Consider the following 15,585-nt stretch of genomic DNA (forward strand, 5'->3'; position numbering starts at 1 on the left):
AGTTTTGCTTTTTCCTGTGCAGGATCGACGAAAATCTGCCCGGCCATTAACGTTAACAAGCGGTAAATCAGCAATATCGAATTTTCAGCTTGTGTCTCATTTCAACTCGAATAGCCTAATTGCAGGCGGAATTCGAGGACTGACAATGGATGCTGCGAGGAAGAGTGCGTCGGCTAGCGCCAGCGCGAGGATGGACTCCGCGCTCAACCGATCCATGATGCAATTACTGGACCACGTCGAATATCGTCTCATCACCGGGGGTGAAGATCTGGAGGCGATCTACCGGCTTCGCTACAATTCCTATCTGCGCTCAGGTATGTGTGGCCCGATCGCCAGCGGCATGTTCGAGGACCGTTGGGATAATCTGCCCAATTCCTACCGGTTCGGCGTCTATTGTTACGGTGAATTGGTCAGCACGCTGCGCTTCCACTATATTTCCAGCGAGCAGCCATACTCGCCTTCCATCGATGCCTATCCCGAAGTCTTGCTTCCCCGGCTCGCCCGCGGCGAAACCTTCATCGACGGAACCCGCTTCGCAACCGATCCCGACTGCGCGCCGGCGCCCGGAGTGCTGCCTTTCCTGACGCTCAGAATCGCCATGGTCGCCTCCTGTTACTTCGGCCAGGACTCGGTGCTCACGCCCGTCAAGCTCGAGCATTCCGCCTTCTACGCGCGCTTCTTCAATGCCGTGCAGCGGAGCGAGGCCAAGCAGTTCCCGGGCGTTCTTGCCCCGATCGCGCTGTTCGAAATTCCTGCCGGCGAAAACATGCGCCTGACGCTCGAACGGCTGCCATTCTTCAAGTCGACGGCGATGGAGCAGCGGCTGATGTTCGGCAATCCGGCCATCAACCGGCTGACGCCCCTCTCCATCGTGCCGACGGCGAAGTACTATCGCGCCGCTGCCTGAGCGCTGGCCCTGAACCTTTCGTCGGCTGCGGCGTTGTTAGAGCAATTCCAGGAAAAGTGTGAGCGGTTTTCCGTCCGGAATTGCGTCAAAACAATCCAATCCGCAGCCCGTGTGACGGGCGATCGCCTGTCAAAGGAAAGGATTCCGCCATGACCATCCATTCGCTTGCGCTGACGCCGCTGATCTCGCTGATTGCCGGCGTGCTGATCCTGGTGATGCCGCGGCTCCTCAACTACATCGTCGCGCTTTACCTGATCGTGGTCGGCCTGCTTGGCCTGTTCCCGCATCTCGCCAGCTGAAGGAACCGCCTCGGCCGCGCGGACGCAGCCACGCCGTTCAATTTCAACTTTCCTTTGACGCTGTTGTCACAGGTTGTGCGGCAATAGCGCCATTGCTCTTGGTGCGGCTTTTCGCTATGTGCCTCAAAGGCATTTTCGAAGGGGTACTTCCATGGCTGATCACTCGCCCGCAGGTCCTGTCGAGCTTGGCGCGCAGATGGACTATGCCGAGCACGACCGTACCTACAAGGGCTTCCTCGGTCTTGCCAAATACGGCTCGTTGTTCTGTGCCGCCATCCTTATCGCTATGGCCTTCGGCTTCTTCGTCGGCGGCTTCTTTTCGGCGACGATCCTGTTCATCCTGATCATGGCCGTCGGCACCCTCATTCTGCGGTAGCTTTCCCAAGCCAATTGCACTCGACGTCACCGGACGTCCCGGCCGACGCCTTGCGCAATCAAGGTTCCAGCCGAAAGGATCATCCGGTGGGACAAATAGTATTCATACCTCGTGAGGTTGACCCGAACGAGCCGCGCGTCGCGGCCTCGCCGGATACGGTCAAGCGCCTGGTGGGTCTTGGCTTCGACGTGATCGTCGAGAAGGGCGCTGGCCTCGGCTCGCGCATCCCTGACCAGGATTTCGCTGCTGCCGGCGGCGCGATCGGCACGGCGGCCGACGCCAAGAAGGCCGATGTCGTGCTGAAAGTGCGCCGGCCGACGGATGCGGAGCTGAAGGGCTACAAGTCGGGCGCCGCCGTCATCGCCATCATGGATCCCTATGGCAACGATGCCGCGGTGGCCGCGATGGCCAAGGCCGGCATCACCGCCTTCTCCATGGAATTCATGCCGCGCATCACCCGCGCGCAGGTCATGGACGTGCTGTCCTCGCAGGCCAATCTTGCCGGCTACCAGGCGGTGATCGACGCGGCCGCCGAATATGACCGCGCCCTGCCGATGATGATGACCGCGGCCGGCACCGTGCCGGCGGCGAAAACCTTCATCATGGGCGTCGGCGTCGCCGGCCTGCAGGCCATCGCGACGGCGCGCCGTCTTGGCGCCGTCGTCACCGCCACCGACGTGCGCCCGGCGGTCAAGGAGCAGGTGCAGTCGCTCGGCGCCAAGTTCCTGGCGGTCGAGGACGAGGAGTTCAAGGCGGCGGAGACCGCCGGCGGCTACGCCAAGGAAATGTCGAAGGAATACCAGGCCAAGCAGGCGGCGCTGACCGCCGAGCACATCGCCAAGCAGGACATCGTCATCACCACGGCGCTGATCCCCGGACGCCCGGCGCCCAAGCTGGTGTCGGCGGCCATGGTCGCCTCGATGAAGCCGGGTTCGGTGATCGTCGATCTTGCGGTCGAGCGCGGCGGCAATGTCGAGGGTGCGGTGCCGGGCAAGGTCGTGACGACCGAGAACGGCGTTAAGATCGTCGGCCACCTCAACGTGCCGGGCCGTGTCGCGGCGTCGGCCTCGCTGCTCTACGCCAAGAACCTCTACGCCTTCCTCGAGACGATGGTCGACAAGGCGGCGAAACAGCTTGCCATCAAGCGCGACGACGAGCTGGTCAAGGCGACCATGCTGACCGACGGCGGCAAGGTGGTGCATCCGAACTTCGCCAAGGCGGCGCAAGAGCCGCGCACCGAGCCGGCGGCCATTCCGGCGACGACCATGGTTGCCGATGCCGCCGACGCAAAGCCGGCGGCAAAGAAGAAGTCCGCAGCCAAGCCTAAGGGGACCGCGTGATGGACGCCTTGCAGAAAGCTCTCGATCAGCTCGATCAGGCGAGCGCCGCCGTAAGGCTGGCGGTGCAGGATCTCGCCAACGCGCCCGCCGGCGAGGCGGCCGGCAATGCCGCGCACGCGCTTTCGGGTGGCGCCATCGATCCTTTCGTCTTCCGCTTCGCCATCTTCGTGCTGGCGATCTTCGTCGGCTACTATGTCGTCTGGTCCGTCACTCCGGCGCTGCACACGCCGCTGATGGCCGTCACCAACGCCATCTCTTCCGTGATCGTCGTCGGCGCTTTGCTCGCCGTCGGCATCTCGGCGTCCGGCATCGCTACGGGCTTCGGCTTCGTCGCCCTGATGCTGGTCTCGGTTAATATCTTCGGCGGCTTCCTGGTCACCCAACGCATGCTGGCCATGTACAAGAAGAAGGACAAGTGAAGTGAACGCCAACTTCGCCTCTTTCCTATACCTTGTTTCCGGCATCCTGTTCATCCTGGCGCTGCGCGGCCTGTCGCATCCGACCACCAGCCGTCAGGGCAATCTCTACGGCATGATCGGCATGGGCATCGCCATCGCCACCACCCTGGCGCTGGCAGTCCCTTCGGCCGGCGGCTTCGGCCTGATCGTGCTCGGCCTCGCCATCGGTGGCTCGGTCGGGGCCGTCACCGCGCGCCGCATCGCCATGACCTCGATGCCGCAACTGGTCGCGGCCTTCCACAGCCTTGTCGGCTTTGCCGCCGTCATGGTGGCCGCCGCCGCCATCTATGCGCCTGAAAGCTTCGGCATCGGCACGGTTGCCGACATCCACGCCCAGGCGCTGGTCGAGATGAGCCTGGGCGTCGCCATCGGCGCCATCACCTTCACCGGCTCGGTCATCGCCTTCCTGAAGCTCGACGGCCGCATGTCCGGCAAGCCGATCATGATCGGCGGCCGCCACCTGATCAACATCGCGCTCGGCGTCGCCCTGGTGGTGCTGATCGTGCTTTTGGTCACCACCGAATCCAAGCTTGTCTTCTGGCTGATCGTGGCCGCCTCGCTGGTGCTCGGCGTGCTCCTGATCATCCCGATCGGCGGCGCCGACATGCCGGTCGTGGTGTCGATGCTGAATTCCTATTCCGGCTGGGCGGCGGCGGCGCTCGGCTTCACGCTCGGCAATCTGGCGCTGATCATCACCGGCGCGCTGGTCGGCTCTAGCGGTGCGATCCTGTCCTACATCATGTGCAAGGGCATGAACCGCTCCTTCATCTCCGTCATCCTCGGCGGCTTCGGCGGCGAGACGGCCGCGGCCGCCGACGACGGCATCGAGCGCACGGTCAAGCAGGGATCGGCCGAGGATGCCGCCTACCTGATGATGAACGCGCAGAAGGTGATCATCGTGCCCGGCTACGGAATGGCGGTCGCCCAGGCCCAGCACGCGTTGCGCGAAATGGCCGACAAGCTCAAGGCCAATGGCGTCGACGTCAAATACGCCATCCACCCGGTCGCCGGCCGCATGCCCGGCCACATGAACGTGCTGCTCGCCGAAGCCAACGTGCCCTATGACGAGGTGTTCGAGCTCGAGGACATCAACTCCGAGTTCGCGCAGGCCGACGTCGCCTATGTCATCGGCGCCAACGACGTCACCAACCCGTCCGCGCGCGACGACAAGTCCTCGCCGATCTACGGCATGCCGATCCTCGACGTCGACAAGGCCCGCACCTGCCTGTTCGTCAAGCGCTCCCTCGGCTCCGGCTATGCCGGCATCGACAACACGCTGTTCTACAAGGACGGCACCATGATGCTGCTCGGCGACGCCAAGAAGATGACCGAGGAAATCGTCAAGGCCATGGATCACTGATAAGCCGCAACCTTCCGCAGGAAGGTTGTCGGCCTGGCCAGCCATCGGATTCCAGAAAGCCCGGCTTCGCGCCGGGCTTTTGCTTTTGAACGGCAGCCCAGGGAGTTCAACAAATCGTCAACAAGGCCGCTTCCGCTGCCCGCATCAATTCCTTGGAAGCGCCATTTTTCCTTGCCGGGTTGGACGGACAAAATCGTTCTGAAGGAAGTCTCGGAGATGCGGAAAGCCGTAGCCATCGGCCTAATCATGCTCTCGGGCTTGTTCGCCCAGGGCGAGAGCCTGGCCGCGAATGTTCCGCAAACCGGTGCGACGTCGACCAGTGTGGCGACCAGGGATAATGCCGGTCTTTCCCCGGTAGGCTTTGAAGTCGTTCATATTCCCAACGGCGGCGAACCGCCGCTGATTGCCGGTGTCTGGTATCCGACCACCGGCGAGCCGCATGAGGTGCCCCTGGAGGGCTTCAAACAACGCGTTGCGCCATCCGGCCCGGTCGACGGCCATGCGCTGCCGCTCATCGTGATCTCGCACGGCGGCGGCGGATCCTACGCTGCGCATTATGATACGGCGCTCGCACTGGGGAGAGCCGGCTTCATTGTCGCCGCGGTCAGCCACGCCGGCGATACTTACGATGATCAGAGCAAGGTGCTGATGCTGTGGCGCCGGCCCGCCCAGTTGAGCCGGCTGATCGATTTCATGCTGGGAGACTGGCGAGGTCGCGGCGAAATCGATCCGCAGCGCATCGGGGCCTTCGGATTCTCGAATGGCGGCTTCACCGTGCTCGTCGAAGCGGGCGGAATACCGCACCTCGACAGGATCGACCCATATTGCGCGGCAAACCCCGGGCACGATCTTTGTACCGCGTTGGCGGCGGCGGGCATCCATTCGGTAGCGCAGGCGCCCCAGCCACCGCCGGAGGCCTGGAAGCCCGATCGACGTATACGCGCCATCGCGGCCGCCGCGCCAGCGTTCGGCTTCGTCTTCGACCGCACGGACCTCGCTTCGGTGGAGATACCGGTGCTGCTGTGGCGCGCGGCCGACGACCGGCATCAACCCGACCCCTGGTACGAGGAGCACGTCCGTCCAGCGCTGCCGCATCCGCCGGAATATCGTGTCGAACCCGTGGCGGGCCACTATGGGTTCCTGCCGCCATGCGGCGCCCGGTTACGCGCCATCGCGCCCCGGCAGATCCATCTACGCGCCCGGCTTCGACCGGGCGGCGTTTCACCAGCGCCTGAACACGGCGCTGGCGAGTTTCTTCGAACGAACGCTCAAATATCCAGGTTGGCCACCGACAGCGCGTTGTCCTGGATGAACTCGCGCCGCGGCTCCACTTCGTCGCCCATCAGGCGCGAGAACAGCGAGTCGGCATCGGTTGCGTCGTTGACCTTGACCTGCAGCAGCGAGCGCACATTCGGGTCGAGCGTGGTTTCCCAGAGCTGCTCGGCATTCATCTCGCCAAGGCCCTTGTAGCGCTGCATGGTGAGCCCCTTGCGGCCGGTCGCAAACACCGCGTTGAGCAGCGCCAGCGGGCCAGAAATGGTCTCGGAGGTCTCCTTGCGCCGCAGCACCGGCGGCTCGCCATAAATCTCGGCAAGGCGCGGGGCATAGCGGTCGAGCTGACGGGCATCGGCCGAGTGGATCAGTCCGGCATCGAGCTGGGCAACATCCTTGACGCCGCGCACGGTGCGCTCGAAGACATAGCCGCCCGAGCCGTCATTGGAGGTCGAGAGCCGGCCGGTCCAGCCGCGTTCGGTCTCCTCGGCGATGATGTCGAGCCGCCGGGCGACGCGCTCGGCCATGGCGTTGGCGCGGCCGAGATCGGCAAGCACGTCGGCGTTGAGCGCGCCGGCGATCGCCGCCTGCTCGACGACGCTGCGGTTGTAACGCGTGTGCAGGCCGTTGATCAGCTGGCGCACCGCCAGCGCGTCGTCAATGGCGCCACGCAGATCCTGGCCGGTCCGCACCTCACCCGAGGCGAGCGTCAGCAACGCCTCGTCGAGGCCGGATTCGATCAGATATTCCTCATAGGCGCTTTCGTCCTTGAGATATTGCGAGCTCTTGCCCCGCGTCACTTTGTAGAGCGGCGGCTGGGCGATGTAGAGATGGCCGCGCTCGATCAGCTCCGGCATCTGCCGGAAGAAGAAGGTGAGCAGCAGCGTGCGGATGTGGGCGCCGTCGACGTCGGCGTCCGTCATCAGGATGATCTTGTGGTAGCGCAGCTTGTCGGCGTTGAACTCGTCCTTGCCGATCGAGGTGCCGAGCGCGGTGATCAGCGTGCCGATCATGTCGGAGGAGAGCATGCGGTCGAAGCGCGCGCGCTCGACATTGAGGATCTTGCCGCGCAGCGGCAGGATCGCCTGGTTCTGCCGCGAGCGCCCGCCCTTGGCCGAGCCGCCGGCCGAGTCGCCCTCGACGATGAAGATTTCGGATTTGGCCGGATCGCGTTCCTGGCAGTCGGCGAGCTTGCCCGGCAGCGAGGTGACGCCGAGCGTGCTCTTGCGCGTGATGTCGCGCGCCTTGCGCGCGGCTTCGCGCGCCGCGGCCGCCTGGATCACCTTCTCGACCACCACCCTGCCTTCGCTCGGATGCTCTTCCAGCCAGGTGCCGAGCGCCTCGTTGACCAGGCTCTCCACCACCGGGCGAACCTCGGACGAGACCAGCTTGTCCTTGGTCTGCGAGGAGAATTTCGGGTCCGGCACCTTGACCGAAAGCACCGCGGTCAGGCCCTCGCGGCAATCGTCGCCGGTGAGCGAGACCTTTTCCTTCTTGGTCTGGCCGGACGATTCGCCATAGCCGGTGATCTGCCGGGTCAGCGCCGCGCGGAAGCCCGCCAGATGCGTGCCGCCGTCACGCTGCGGGATGTTGTTGGTGAAGGCCAGCACATTCTCGTGGTAGCTGTCGTTCCACCACATCGCGACCTCGACGGTGATGCCGTCGCGCTCGGCGCGGATGGCGATCGGCGCCTCGATCAGCGGCTTCTTTACCCGGTCGAGATATCTGACGAACTCTTCCAGGCCGCCGTCATAATGCAGCTCATGGCGAACCAGGTCGGCATGCCGCGCATCGGTCAGGATGATGCGCACGCCGGAATTGAGGAAGGCAAGCTCGCGCAGGCGGTGCTCCAGCGTGCCGAAATCGAACTCGACCATGGTGAAGGTCTCGGACGAGGGGAAGAAGGAGATTTCGCTGCCGCTGCGGCCTTCGTTGGTGCCGGGCTGCTTGTCCTGCACATAGCTGCCGGTGACTTTCAGCGGTGCGTCGGCATTGCCATGCGTGAAGCCCATCTCGAAGATTTCGCCGTTGCGGCGGATCTTGAGCTTGAGCCAGGCCGAAAGCGCGTTGACCACCGAGACGCCGACGCCATGTAGGCCGCCAGAAACCTTGTAGGAGTTCTGGTCGAACTTGCCGCCGGCATGCAGCTGCGTCATGATCACTTCGGCCGCCGAAACGCCCTCCGAAGGGTGGATATCGGTCGGAATGCCACGACCATTGTCGATCACCGTCACTGAACCGTCGGGGTTGAGCGTCACCGAGACGAGGTCGGCGTGGCCGGCCAGCGCCTCGTCGATGGCGTTGTCCACCACCTCGTAGACCATGTGATGCAGGCCCGAGCCGTCGTCGGTGTCGCCGATATACATGCCCGGCCGCTTGCGCACGGCATCCAACCCCTTCAAAACCTTGATGGAATCGGCGCCGTACTCGGCTTCCGCGCCATTGGCGCTTTCGGTCTGGTCGCTCATGAAAACCTGTCTGATTGATGTCGATGGTCAGGCGCGGAAAAATGGCCCCGAATCGCGCCGTTTTGATGTCCTAGATATAGGCGCAAACGGCTGCTTTTCCAAGGTTTGTGGGCATTTTGCCGGCTTGGCGGGCGCCCTCTTCACGTCCGCGCGATATGCCGGTCCGCGGCATGGGGGCGTCCGGCTGTGGAAGCTGCTCCGAAGCGCGGCCTCGCAACCTGCCTTCGTGGGGGAGTTTCGCGCCTATCCGGCGGCGCGCAGCGTCTTCAGCGCCTCGCTCCAGCGCGACAGTTCGTCGAGCATCGTCTTCGCGCCACCCAGCACCTGCTCGCTCGGATGAAAGGCGCGCTCCTGGTCGAGCAGCGTCGCATAGGCCGGCAGCGCCACGCCTTCCGGGATCGGCATGACGCCGACGGAGGTGAGCAGCGGCTTCAAGGCCTGCGCCGCGCGCAGGCCGCCGGACACGCCGCCATAGCTGAAGATCGCAGCCGGCTTGTAGCGCCATTCATGGACCAGGTAGTCGATGGCGTTCACGATCGCCGGCGCGACGAAATAGTTATACTCCGGCGCGACGAACACGAAGGCGTCGGCGGCATCGATCGCCTTCGACCAGGCCTTGGTGTGGTCGTTCTCGTATTTGCGCAAGCGCGGATGGTGCGGTTCGTCGAGCATCGGCAGGTTGAACGCGGCGATATCGGTCAGCACCGGCTCGAACTTGCCATGTTGGCGCGCGAAGCCCTCCAGCCACTCGCCGAAGATCGGGCCGGCGCGTCCCGGCCGCGTGCTGCCGATGATGATGTCCAGACGGTGCTTCATTTGCGGCTCCTGGCTTGACGGTATCCGTTGGTGACTAACGTAAGCTTCCCCCTGCAACAAGCCGGCATTCGCAGGTTCCGGTCACATTCTGGCGAGGCGTAGTATGCGGAAAGCAAAACTCCCGGTCCGCCGCCCGGCCACATGGACGCCCGCTTCGTCCGACACTACATTCGGCACTGTCAGCGGAGCATGCTTCATGGACACCAAGCCCGCCCCCTTCGTGCCACCGGCGCCGACGCCGCGCACAAAGCCGCCTTCGACGCTGGAGATGATGCGCATCATCTACCGCAACCCGCTCGAATTGTGGGGCGAGCACACCTACAACGAGCCCTGGGTTTCGGTGACCGGCGTGGGCGGGCCGCTGGTGGTCGCCAACGATCCGGGCCTCATCCGCCACGTGCTGATCGACAATGCCAAGAACTACAAGATGGCGACCGTGCGCCAGCTGGTGCTGCGGCCGATCCTGCGCGACGGGCTGCTGACCGCCGAGGGTGAGGTCTGGAAGCGTTCCCGCAAGGCCATGGCGCCGGTCTTCACGCCACGCCACATCTTCGGTTTCGCCGGGCCGATGCTGAAGCGCACGCTTGAGTTCGTAACCCGCTACGAGGCCGGCGGGGAGACCGATGTCGCCCACGACATGACGCTGCTCACCTATGACATCCTGGCCGAGACGCTGTTTTCCGGCGAGATCGCTGGCGAGCCGGGCAGCTTCGCCAGGGAGATCGATCGCCTGTTCGAGACCATGGGCCGCGTCGATCCGCTCGACCTGCTGCGCGCGCCGGAATGGCTGCCGCGCTTCACACGCATCCGCGGCCGCAAGACCATGGCCTATTTCCGCAACATCGTCGCCGGCACGGTGAGGATGCGCGAGGAGCGGATGAAGCGCGATCTCGGCGGCGTGCCGCAGGATTTCCTCACGCTTCTGCTTCGGGCCGAAGGGCCGGATGGGCTGACGCGCGCCGAAGTCGAGGACAACATCATCACCTTCATCGGCGCCGGCCATGAGACGACCGCGCGGGCGCTCGGCTGGACGATCTATTGCCTCGCCGAGGCGCCCTGGGAACGCGACAAGGTGGAACAGGAGATCGACGCGGTGCTGGCGCGCGAGCCCGATCCGACCAAGTGGCTGGATGCCATGCCGCTCACCCGCGCCGCTTTCGAGGAGGCGCTGAGGCTCTATCCGCCGGCGCCCTCGATCAACCGCGAGCCGATCGAGCCGGAGACCTGGAATGGCCTCTATATCCCGAAATACGCCGCTGTGCTGGTGATGCCTTGGGTCGTGCACCGCCACCGCAAGCTGTGGGACAGGCCGGACGCCTTCATGCCGGAGCGTTTCCACCCGGAAAACCGCGACCGGATCGACCGCTTCCAGTACCTGCCCTTCGGCGCCGGCCCGCGCGTCTGCATCGGCGCCAGCTTTGCCATGCAGGAGGCGATCATCGCGCTGGCGATCCTGTTGTCGCGTTTCCGCTTCGACGCGACGCCCGAGACGCGGCCATGGCCGGTGCAGAAGCTGACCACGCAGCCGCAGGGTGGCCTGCCGATGCAGGTCTCGCGTCGCTAAAGCAATTCCAGGGAAAGTGTGAAGCGGTTTTCCGTCCGGAATTGCGTAAAGCAAATAGTGGTTTCTTGATTACCGGTCGGCGACCGGCCGGCGCTGCTGAAACTGGCCGGCGGCGCGGAAGCGCCAGAGATAGCTGGGCAGGATGGTGGCGATCGCCTGCGGCTGGATGCCGAGGCCTGTCAGCGTCCTGGCGGCCTTGGCGGCTTCGTCCGAGACGATGTTGTGCTCGCGCAGCTGCATGACCTGGTCCTTGGTCAACAGCGGGTTGGGCAGCAGCTGGAGGATCGAGGCTTGGATGTTCGCCACCCAGAACGGCACCGGCACCAGGAGGCGGCGGCGCTCGATGACCATCAGCAGCTCTTCCATGCATTGCTTGAAGGTCAGCACCTGCGGGCCACCGAGCTCATAGGTCTGGCCGCCCTTGATCTTGCCGTCGACCGAGCGCGCGACCGCTTCGGCGACGTCGCCGACATAGACCGGCTGGAACTTGTTCTGCCCGCCGCCGATCAGCGGCAGCACCGGCGAATAGCGCGCCATGTTGGCGAAGCGGTTGAAGAAGCCGTCTTCCGGCCCGAAATTGATCGACGGCCGCAAGATGACGGCATCGCTGATCGTGTCGAACACGGCTTTCTCGCCGAGCGCCTTGGTGCGGGCATAGTCGGATGGGGAATTCAGATCGGCGCCGAGCGCCGAGATGTGGGTGAGGCCGGCGCCGACCGAGCGCGCGGCCTCGGCGACGGCGCGCGCCCCGAAATCATGCACGGCGCCGAATTTCTGTCGGCCGGTCTCATGCAGGATGGCGACGAGGTTGACGACATGGTCGGCGCCCTGCACGGCGCGGTCGACCGACCAGCGCACGCGCACATTGGCCTGCACCGGCTGGATCTGGCCGACATTGCCGAGCGGCTGCACATGGCCGGCAAGGTCGGGCCGCCGGCAGGCGACCCGGATGCGGTAGCCGCGCTTGGCCAGCGCCCGCACGACATGGCGACCGACGAAACCCGAACCGCCGAAGACGACGACGAGCTTGGGGGTCTGCAGGATTTCGGTCATGACTGGCTCCGCGCGAGTGCTTGGCTGAAGCCGTTTCTTAATCCGTTTCTCGCCAAAGGCAAAGAGCGACCGGAGGTCGCCATTGCCGGAATTGCGTCCAGGCAAGAACCGCTCAGAAAGCCTTGCCGATGCGCGCGTCGACCGACTGCCGGTTGCCGCCGCGGATGACGAAGAAGGCGAGGATCGCGGCCCACAGCAGCGACTTTTCCGCGCCCGAAAACCCTTGGCCCATCGTTACCCAGTGGAACCACACGGTGACCAGAAGCACGATCAGGCCGGCGAAGGCGGCCGGGCGGGTGAAGAGGCCGAAGGCGATCAGGATGCCGCCGAAGAATTCGGTGCAGGCAAGCAGCGGCGACCAGAAGACGCCGGGATAAAAGCCCAGCCCCTCGACCATTTCCGTGGCCCCGAACGGATTGACGATCTTTTGCGAGCCATGGATGGCCAGGAAACCGCCGGCCACAATGCGCAGCAGGGTTTCGCCGGCATCATGCAGCGAGGAATACAGCCGGCCAAGCGCCGGGATGATCAGCTTTGCGCGGGAGGGGTCGGTGGTGGCGGACATCGTAGCTCCTGTTTTGTGACGATACCCGCAAACCGCCCGACGCTCCCGCCCAAGTCAAGTTAACAAAAGTTAACTTCCATAATCATGTTTTGTGCGTGGCGACGGAAAACAGAAAACCCCGCCGAAGCGGGGTTTTCCGGGCAGTGTCCGCGCCGAAACAGGGTCCAATGAGGCGGCCTGACCTGAGACGGTATCAAGGTGGCGTGAAGCAAGCACGCCCGCCCGCCCTGAACGCCCGGCGCGGCGCCGCCAACCGCGAGCCGGACGAAGCCAACCAAGGCGGCTCGCGGCGTGGGGTGCCGCGGATGTGTCGTGTCAGGTCAGGAAAAGGTTCAGGCAGCGCAGGAAAAATCAGGCCGAATAGCGCTCGGCGAATTCCGAAATGCGCTGCACGACCGCCCTGGACGTGGTGATGCCGCGCGCCTTGGCCTTCTCCGCTGCTTCGGCGCGGGAGCGGCCGGGAATATGCACGCCATAGCGCCGCCGCAGCCGGTCGAGCTGGTCCCTCATACGCTGCTCGAAATCCGGGTCGAGCAGTTTTGGCGCGATGGCGAGAACGAAGAGACCGGTGCCGGGGCTGTCCGGCCCGCCGGTGAACCAGGGCGCGTCGAGCGACCAGTTGGCGCCGGAAATGCCGGCGGCCAGCACCTCGACCATCAACGCGATGTTGGCGCCGCGCTGGCCGCCAAAGGCAAGCATCGCCCCCTTCATCGCCGCCGCCGGATCGGTGGTCGGATTGCCGCTGGCGTCCAGCGCCCAGCCTTCGGGGATTTTCTTGCCGTCCTCGGCCGCTTTTCGGATGTTGACGAAGGCGGTGGCGCTCGACGACTGGTCGATCACCAGCGGCGGCCCGTCGGCGGCGGGCGACGCAAAGGACATCGGATTAGTGCAATAGACCGGCTTGACCGAACCTGAGCCGGCCAGCACCGCCGGCCCGTTGGTGGCGGCGAAGGAAACCAGCCCTTGCTCCGCCAGCCGCCCGGTGAAATAGCCGAGCGCGCCGCATGTATAGGCGTTCTTTTGCGAGAAGATAGCGACGCCGAACAGCTTTGCCGCCTTGACCAAATCGTCGATCGTTCGGTCGAAGCCGGTATGGGCAAGCCCGCCGCGCGCATCCGAAAGATAGACGGCGAGCGCCGGCCGGGTGATTGCCGGATCGGCATTGCCGTCGATGCGGCCGGCTTCGAACGCTTCCAGATAGTCGATGAAATGCGACAGCCCCACCGTCGACAGGCCTTCGGCCTCCGCGGCGATGATCGAGGCGGTGAGCGACTGCGCCGCTTCCTCATTGGCGCCTGCGCCGAGCGCCGCCATCCGGCATAGGCCTGTTGCCTGATCGAGACTGAGTTGCATCAGGGCTGCTCCTGAGTGAGTTGGAAAGTAGGGAGTAGTCAGTAGGGGAAAACCAGCAAGCAGCCCACTGCTCACCACTCACTATTCACTACTCACTTACCCGATCTTGACCGGGATCCGAGCCTCGATCCGGCTGAAGACGAAGACCAGGATGCCGGTGATCGTCATATAGATCAGCGCCAGCAGCAGCAAAGGCTCGTAGGTCAGGTAAGTGTCCTGGCGCACCTTGGAGGAGACGGCGAAGATATCGATGACGCTGATCGTCGCCACCAGCGGGGTCGACTTCAGCTGCAGCACGGTTTCGCCGGTCAAGGTCGGCAGCGCCCGGTAGAAGGCCTGCGGCAGCCAGATGCGGCGGAAGATTTTCCAGCGGCTCATGCCGAAGGCGCGGGCGGCCTCCAACTGTCCGCGCGGCACGCCGGCAAAGGCGCCGCGCATCACCTCGCCTTCGTAGCCGGCGAAGGAAAAGGTCAGCGCCACCACAGCGTATGGCCAGGCCTGCCTGAGATACGGCCACAGCCAGGATTCGCGGATCCACGGATATTGCGGGAAGATCGAGCCGAGGCCGTAATAGAGCAGCCAGAGCTGCAGGAGCAGCGGCGTTCCCCGGATGATGGTGCAGAAGATTTTCGCGGGCACGGCGAACCAGAACGGCCCGCCGGCCTGGGCAAGCCCTAGCGGCACCGCCAGCGCAAAGCCCAGCGCGCAGGTGACGGCGAGGATCCAGAGCGCCCGCCATATGCCCATCATGCCCATTTCCCAATACTGCGGCAGCCAGTCCCAGCGCATGAAGAAGGCGGCGCAGAAGACCAGCGCCAGCGCGATCAGGATCAGCACGATGCGGTGCGGCTTGAGCCAGATCGAGGCGCGCGCCGCCAGATTGATCGCGCTCGCTTCCGCCGACATCAGCGCGCCTCCTTGACGGAAGGCATGCCGCGCCGCGACCAGGCCTCGACACGGCCGATGATCACGTTGGAGAACAGCGACAGCGTGAGATAGAGCGCGCCCGCCGCGAGATAGAACAGAAGATAGGCCTTGGTGACGCCCGCCGCCTGGCGCGTCGCCAGCGTCAATTCGAAGAAGCCGACGACGGCAAGCAGCGCGGTGTCCTTGGTGGCGATCAGCCACAGATTGGCAAGGCCGGGAATGGCGAAGGGCAGCATCGCCGGCAACGTGATGCGCCGCAGCATCAGGCCCGGCGACATGCCGTAGGCGCGTGCGGCCTCGATCTGGCCTTGCGGGATGGCGAGGATGGCGCCGCGGATGACTTCTGTCGAATAGGCGCCCTGGACGAAACCCAGCACGAAGATGCCGGCCGCTAGCCCGCTGATGTCGACGCGGCTGTAGCCCATCCCCGTCAGCACCTGGTTGATGAGGTCGGTGCCGGCATAATAGAGCAGCAGGATCAGCACCAGTTCCGGCACCGCGCGGACCACAGTAGTGTAGACCGCGAGCAGGTCGCGGGTCACCGGGCCGCCATAGAGCTTGCCGAACGCGCCGGCGGTGCCGATCATGAGGCCGAGGCAGGTCGCGCCCAAGGCGATCTCGATCGAATGCAGCAGCCCGACCAGCAGCGTGCCGCCCCAGCCGGGCGCCACGGGTGACAGGAGTTCCATGATGCCGGCCGCGGAGGCCGGAAGAAAGGCGTCGATCAGCTTCGCCCCCGGATTGCTGGCAAGCCGCCGACCGCAAGGTCGGCGGCGGGCATGCGTGGCAAGGTTGGGCATGGCGCGGACGCCATGCCCTCACTCATG

General features: G+C 64.8%; 15 protein-coding genes. 7 read left to right on the top strand and 8 right to left on the bottom strand.

The window, feature by feature from the left end:
* Positions 1-214 precede the first annotated feature (214 nt).
* From FJ471_RS06225 to FJ471_RS06250, 6 genes are all read left to right on the top strand, one after another.
* Complete coding sequence (locus FJ471_RS06225) at positions 215-907, top strand: hypothetical protein (protein WP_224667567.1); 693 nt, start codon at positions 215-217, stop codon at positions 905-907.
* Positions 908-1,056: 149 nt separating this feature from the next.
* Entirely contained in the window at positions 1,057-1,206 is a 150-nt protein-coding gene (locus tag FJ471_RS06230) for a DUF3096 domain-containing protein (RefSeq protein WP_127866594.1), read from the top strand.
* A 151-nt stretch (positions 1,207-1,357) separates the two neighbouring features.
* Positions 1,358-1,582, top strand: coding sequence for an aa3-type cytochrome c oxidase subunit IV (locus FJ471_RS06235; protein WP_140802283.1), 225 nt, complete (start codon positions 1,358-1,360; stop codon positions 1,580-1,582).
* Between the two features lie 86 nt (positions 1,583-1,668).
* Positions 1,669-2,922, top strand: a complete 1,254-nt coding sequence (locus tag FJ471_RS06240; RefSeq protein WP_140802284.1) for a Re/Si-specific NAD(P)(+) transhydrogenase subunit alpha — start codon at positions 1,669-1,671, stop codon at positions 2,920-2,922.
* Positions 2,922-3,341 carry an NAD(P) transhydrogenase subunit alpha gene (locus FJ471_RS06245; RefSeq protein WP_140802285.1) on the top strand — a complete coding sequence of 140 codons (420 nt, stop codon included), beginning with the start codon at positions 2,922-2,924 and terminating at the stop codon, positions 3,339-3,341. The genes FJ471_RS06240 and FJ471_RS06245 overlap by 1 nt, the downstream gene beginning before the upstream one ends.
* 1 nt (position 3,342) lies before the next feature.
* On the top strand, positions 3,343-4,740 hold the full coding sequence (locus FJ471_RS06250) for an NAD(P)(+) transhydrogenase (Re/Si-specific) subunit beta (protein ID WP_140802286.1): 1,398 nt from the start codon (positions 3,343-3,345) through the stop codon (positions 4,738-4,740).
* On the opposite strand, the gene FJ471_RS34705 is transcribed toward FJ471_RS06250, so the two are convergent.
* From FJ471_RS34705 to FJ471_RS06265, 3 genes are all read right to left on the bottom strand, one after another.
* Positions 4,734-4,976 carry a hypothetical protein gene (locus FJ471_RS34705; RefSeq protein WP_181179191.1) on the bottom strand — a complete coding sequence of 81 codons (243 nt, stop codon included), beginning with the start codon at positions 4,974-4,976 and terminating at the stop codon, positions 4,734-4,736. The two genes, FJ471_RS06250 and FJ471_RS34705, sit on opposite strands and share 7 nt — an antisense overlap.
* Positions 4,977-6,008: 1,032 nt before the next feature.
* Entirely contained in the window at positions 6,009-8,480 is a 2,472-nt protein-coding gene (gyrB, locus tag FJ471_RS06260; RefSeq protein WP_140802287.1) for a DNA topoisomerase (ATP-hydrolyzing) subunit B, read from the bottom strand.
* A gap of 243 nt (positions 8,481-8,723) precedes the next feature.
* Positions 8,724-9,296: an NADPH-dependent FMN reductase gene (locus FJ471_RS06265; RefSeq protein WP_140802288.1), complete on the bottom strand. Its 573-nt coding sequence runs from the start codon at positions 9,294-9,296 to the stop codon at positions 8,724-8,726.
* A gap of 196 nt (positions 9,297-9,492) precedes the next feature.
* Between FJ471_RS06265 and FJ471_RS06270 the strand changes: the two genes are divergently transcribed.
* Positions 9,493-10,860 (top strand): cytochrome P450, encoded by a 1,368-nt coding sequence (locus tag FJ471_RS06270; RefSeq protein WP_140802289.1) that lies wholly within the window; start codon positions 9,493-9,495, stop codon positions 10,858-10,860.
* 69 nt (positions 10,861-10,929) lie between these two features.
* Here the strand turns inward: FJ471_RS06270 and FJ471_RS06275 are convergent, their stop codons facing one another.
* The 5 genes from FJ471_RS06275 to FJ471_RS06295 form a co-directional block, all read right to left on the bottom strand.
* Positions 10,930-11,913: a complex I NDUFA9 subunit family protein gene (locus tag FJ471_RS06275; RefSeq protein ID WP_140802290.1), complete on the bottom strand. Its 984-nt coding sequence runs from the start codon at positions 11,911-11,913 to the stop codon at positions 10,930-10,932.
* A 112-nt stretch (positions 11,914-12,025) separates the two neighbouring features.
* The gene (locus FJ471_RS06280; protein WP_140802291.1) at positions 12,026-12,478 is read right to left on the bottom strand and encodes a DoxX family protein; all 453 of its coding nucleotides are present in this window, start codon (positions 12,476-12,478) and stop codon (positions 12,026-12,028) included.
* Positions 12,479-12,829: 351 nt separating this feature from the next.
* Positions 12,830-13,831 carry an Ldh family oxidoreductase gene (locus FJ471_RS06285; protein WP_181179200.1) on the bottom strand — a complete coding sequence of 334 codons (1,002 nt, stop codon included), beginning with the start codon at positions 13,829-13,831 and terminating at the stop codon, positions 12,830-12,832.
* Between the two features lie 96 nt (positions 13,832-13,927).
* Positions 13,928-14,737, bottom strand: coding sequence for an ABC transporter permease (locus FJ471_RS06290; protein WP_140802292.1), 810 nt, complete (start codon positions 14,735-14,737; stop codon positions 13,928-13,930).
* Entirely contained in the window at positions 14,737-15,447 is a 711-nt protein-coding gene (locus tag FJ471_RS06295) for an ABC transporter permease (protein ID WP_181179204.1), read from the bottom strand. Before FJ471_RS06295 ends, FJ471_RS06290 begins: the two co-directional genes overlap by 1 nt.
* Positions 15,448-15,585 lie beyond the last annotated feature (138 nt).

This window comes from Mesorhizobium sp. B2-7-1, assembly GCF_006440735.1.
GTDB lineage: Bacteria > Pseudomonadota > Alphaproteobacteria > Rhizobiales > Rhizobiaceae > Mesorhizobium.